This is a genomic window from Frankia sp. CcWB3 (assembly GCF_977927595.1).
This window is the reverse complement of the sequence record NZ_CDWRCK010000352.1, coordinates 1-3,387: the sequence shown is the minus strand read 5'-3', so window position 1 is coordinate 3,387 and position 3,387 is coordinate 1. Positions and strand designations below refer to the sequence as shown.

Genomic DNA, 3,387 nt, shown 5'->3' with positions numbered 1-3,387 from the left:
CCTCGGCCGGAGCCGGGTAGCCGCTGACATGAGCGCCCACCGCTTGCCGGTGGTGACGTTCCCGCTCGTGCTGAACACCGCCGAACTGTCGGCGCTCGTCGCCTTCCCCTTGGGTTCCGTGATGCTGCCGGGCCTGCGGCTGGGCGGCACCCGGCAGTTGGCCCCCTCCGCCGACATCCCAAGCGGTCCGCGGATTGTGGCGCGGTCTACCTTCCCCGGGGTGCAGCGATCCTTGGCGCTTTCGGTCACGGACTCACTACGGCATGTACATGTGGTGGGGCCGACAGGTACCGGGAAATCTACATTGCTGCTAGGGATGATTACTGGCGATATGCAGGCCGGGCGCGGGGTGATCGTCTTGGACCCGAAAGGCGATCTTGTAAGTGATGTCCTCGACCGGGTGCCAGAGAAGCGCCGGGACGAGGTGGTCATCCTCGACTCGGCGGACGAGGCCCGGCCGGTGGGCCTGAACCTGCTATCCGGTAGCCACCGCGCGCCGGAACTGGCCGCCGACCAAATCGTGGGGATATTCCACCAGCTCTATAAAGCCTTTTGAGGGCCGCGCACGGACGATATTTTGAGGGCTTCGATGATCACGCTGGCGAGCGAGCCGGGGATGACTCTCACCGAAGTGCCGCTGATCCTGACGGATGCCAATTTCCGGCGGCGGCTGGTGGCGAAGGTCGATGACCCGGTAGCCCTCGGTCCGTTCTGGGCGGCCTACGAAGCCATGAGCGACGCGGAGCGTGCCCAGGCGATTGGTCCCGTTATGAATAAATTGCGCGCCTTTCTGCTGCGCCGCCGGGTACGCAACGTGCTGGGGCAGGCCCAACCCCGGCTGGATCTGGCCGAGGCCTTGGCCCAACGGCGCATCGTGCTCGTGCCCCTGACCAAGGGTGTGCTGGGGGAGGAAGCAGCGGCGCTCGTTGGATCACTGGTTGTAGCCAGAGTGTGGCAAGCCGTACAAGCTCGGGCTGCCGTCGCAGCAGACCGGCGGCCAACCACCTTTTTCTACATCGATGAATTTCAGGACTTCCTGAACCTCCCGATGGGCGTGGCCGATGTGTTGGCGCAGGCCAGGGGCCTGGGACTCGGTATGACCTTGGCCCATCAACATCTGGGGCAGCTGTCGGCGGACCTTCGGGAAGCAGTCCTGGCCAATGCCCGCAGCCGGGTGATCTTCCAGGCGGCTGCGTCAGACGCTGGGCGGCTCGCCAAGGAGCTGGCGCCGCATCTGGGGGCAGCGGACTTGCAGGGGCTGGGTGCGTATGAGGTTGTGGTGTCGCTGTCGGCCGGGGCGCGGGTGGCCCCACCTGCCACCGGCGTGACGCTGCTGCCGCCTCCGGCTACGGGACAGGCCAACATCGTGCGGGCCGCCTCGCGGGATCGCTTCGGGCGAGACCGGGACGAGGTGGAAGCCGCCATCCGGGCACGCCATGACGGTACCAAGCCCGCCGGACGGGTCGGCCGCCGGGAGGTGTCCGAATGAGGCGGGCACTTCCGGCCGCTGTGCCGGTCGCGTCGAGTAGACCTGCGCGTTTGCCGTGGTGGGGTGCGGTTTCCGGGCCAAATGTGCAGACGACTCCCTGGCTTCTTCGTGGGGTGAATTCATGAGCCGGGCATATGTCACCTCCCGTCAAGTGGCGGCACTGGCTGCGACCATCCCGCCTCGGGAGCGAGAGATCCTTACGACGCTATCCGTGGTGCGCGTGGCCACCGGGGCGCAGTTGGTGCGGTTGCATCTGGCGGGCGTCTCGGCGCGGCGGGGCAGGGAGGTGCTGGCCGGGATGGTGGCGCGGCGGCTCCTCGCGCGGCTGCCCCGGCGGATCGGCGGCGTGCGGGCAGGCTCTGCGGGCTTCGTCTACACCCTCGACGTGGCGGCCTTGCGCATCTTGGACCCGGAGCGGTCGCGGTGGCAGCGGCCCTGGCCGGTGGGCTCCTTGTTCCTGGCGCACTCCCTGGCGGTGACAGAGCTGTACACCGCCTTGCGCAAAGCCGAAGCCGCCGGACGGCTGGTGGTGGCGCGCTTCCAGGCGGAACCAGCCAGCTGGCGCAGTTTTTCCGGCCCCGCCGGGCGGATGGTGATCAAGCCGGATGCCCGTGTGGCCTTGCGGCTGGGCCGGTACGAAGACACCTGGATGGTGGAGGTAGACCGGGCGACGGAGTCGCTGCCGACGATCCGGCGCAAAGCGGAGCTGTACATCAAGTACTGGCAGTCCGGCCGGGAGGGCGAGGTCTTTCCCCGCGTGCTGTGGGTGGTGCCGGATGAAGGCCGTCGGCGGCAGCTCTTGGCCGTCCTGGGCCGTCTGCCTGCCGATACCTGGCAATTGTTCACCGTCGCTACCTCGGACGAGGCCGCAGGCCGGATGATCCAGGGGGCGGCGGAATGATGGAGCTACCCCGCAACATCATCCTGACCGGCGATGCCGCCACCCGCCTGGCGGAGTTGCCACCGGCCTCGGTGGACAGTGTGATCACCAGCCCGCCCTACTACGCCCTGAGGGATTACGGGGTGGATGATCAACTAGGCCTTGAGGCCACGGTGGACGACTGGGTAGCGGGCCTTCTGCCAGTCTTCCGCCAGCTGGCCCGGGTGATCAAGCAGACGGGCAACGTCTGGCTGAACCTGGGCGACAGTTTTTCGAGGCACTCCAAGTACGGGGCGCCGCCGAAGGGGGTGCTCCTGGCGCCGGAGCGGCTGGTGCTGGCGCTGTCGGCGGACGGCTGGATTGTCCGCAATAAGGTGATTTGGAGCAAGACGAACCCCATGCCCTCGTCAATCTCTGACCGCCTGACCCTCACCTATGAAGTGGTGTACTTCCTCACGCGCGGCCCCCGGTATTTCTTCGACCTGGACGCTATCCGGGAGCCGCATCGCTCCGGCGGTGGAAAGAAGGCGGCCAAGGCCGAGTACGCCAAGCCGACGTATCGAGGGCCGCTCGCGGCAAACAACGAGGGCCTGCGGCGGGAACGGCCCGAAGGGCAGCCGGGGCATCCGCTGGGGAAGAACCCCGGGGATGTGTGGCAGCACGCGGCGGGCAATTTCCGGGGAGCACACTTCGCCACCTTCCCGCCGGGCTTGATCCGACGACCGCTCTTGGCGACCTGCCCCGAAGTCGTATGCACGGCCTGCGGCCAGGGCTGGAAACGGCAATACACCGTGCGGAAGCTGTGGAACGCAAAAGATCAGGAAGCGGCGACGGTACGTGAGGCGGGCGACTTCATCCGGTGCGACTGCGAGGCTCCGACTGTTCCGGGCGTGGTGCTTGATCCATTCTTTGGTACGGGGACGGTGGGGGCGGTGGCCTGCCAGAACGGGGGTCTTCGAAGTTAACCGGGGTGGGCGTGAAACCCCAGCCAGTTTGGTAACTGTGCGTAATGTTGGCT

At 67.1% G+C, this 3,387-nt stretch carries 4 protein-coding genes; all 4 read left to right on the top strand.

Features of this window, described 5'->3' with window-relative positions:
* Positions 1-556: helicase HerA domain-containing protein (locus ACY5KJ_RS18950; RefSeq protein ID WP_462189236.1), on the top strand; the 556-nt coding region annotated here is incomplete at its 5' end.
* A 33-nt stretch (positions 557-589) separates the two neighbouring features.
* Positions 590-1,489, top strand: coding sequence for a type IV secretion system DNA-binding domain-containing protein (locus tag ACY5KJ_RS18945; protein ID WP_462203997.1), 900 nt, complete (start codon positions 590-592; stop codon positions 1,487-1,489).
* A 121-nt stretch (positions 1,490-1,610) separates the two neighbouring features.
* Complete coding sequence (locus ACY5KJ_RS18940) at positions 1,611-2,390, top strand: replication-relaxation family protein (RefSeq protein ID WP_462189234.1); 780 nt, start codon at positions 1,611-1,613, stop codon at positions 2,388-2,390.
* Positions 2,387-3,334: a DNA-methyltransferase gene (locus tag ACY5KJ_RS18935; RefSeq protein WP_462203996.1), complete on the top strand. Its 948-nt coding sequence runs from the start codon at positions 2,387-2,389 to the stop codon at positions 3,332-3,334. The genes ACY5KJ_RS18940 and ACY5KJ_RS18935 overlap by 4 nt, the downstream gene beginning before the upstream one ends.
* Positions 3,335-3,387: the final 53 nt, after the last annotated feature.